Annotated in this window: 1 protein-coding gene; it reads right to left on the bottom strand. The window is 79.3% G+C overall.

All coding sequences use genetic code 11. The features are described 5' to 3' along the window. A partial coding sequence (locus HW577_RS26075; RefSeq protein ID WP_198378968.1) for a tetratricopeptide repeat protein occupies nt 1–686 on the bottom strand: 686 nt, incomplete at both ends.

Raw genomic sequence — 686 nt, 5'->3', positions numbered from 1 at the left:
CGCGCAGCCCGTCGAAGGCGGCCTCCGCCGCCGCCACGTCGCCGGCACCGAGGGCGGCCCAGCCCGCGTTCAGCCGCGCCGCCGGGTCGCCCGGCGCTTCCGCCAGCGCGAGTTCGAAGGCGACCGCCGCGCGTGCAAACTGGCCGGTCGCGGCGAGTTCCAGTCCGCGCGGCGTGGCGGGCGCGCCGGGGGCAAGGCCGATCAGGCGCCGCGCCTGCGTCGCATGGCCCGCTTCGATCGCGGCACGTCCCACCTGCCGCAGCAGGTCCCCGCGCCCGCCCTCCTCCGCCAGCCGCGCGAATTCCGCGAGGTCGCGCGCGCCGATGGCGGGCAGCGCGGAGAGGATCGCCGCCGCCGCTTCATCGAGCAGCGCCCGCGCGGTGCCGGCATTCAGCCCGCGCCGGTGCGCGGCCAGCGCGATAGGCACGAAGGCGGCACGCAGCATTGGGCGATGGCTCGCCCGCCAGCAGGCGCCGAGCAGCGCGGCGGCTTCCGCGACCGCGCCGCGCGCGGCGAGCAGGCCGGCGAGCATGGCGAGGTGGTCGAGGCTTTCCTGGTCGGCGCGGATCGTCGCCAGCACCGGATCGAGCAGCGCCCGCGCCGCGGCGGGATCGCCCCAGCGCGCCTCGATCGAAGCGGCGGCGAGGCGCGTCGCGGCATCCCCGGGCGCCGCTGCGACCGCGCGG

It is taken from the genome of Neoroseomonas rubea, assembly GCF_016106015.1.
GTDB classification, from domain to species: domain Bacteria; phylum Pseudomonadota; class Alphaproteobacteria; order Acetobacterales; family Acetobacteraceae; genus Neoroseomonas; species Neoroseomonas rubea.
This window is presented reverse-complemented; position numbering and strand designations above follow the sequence as displayed.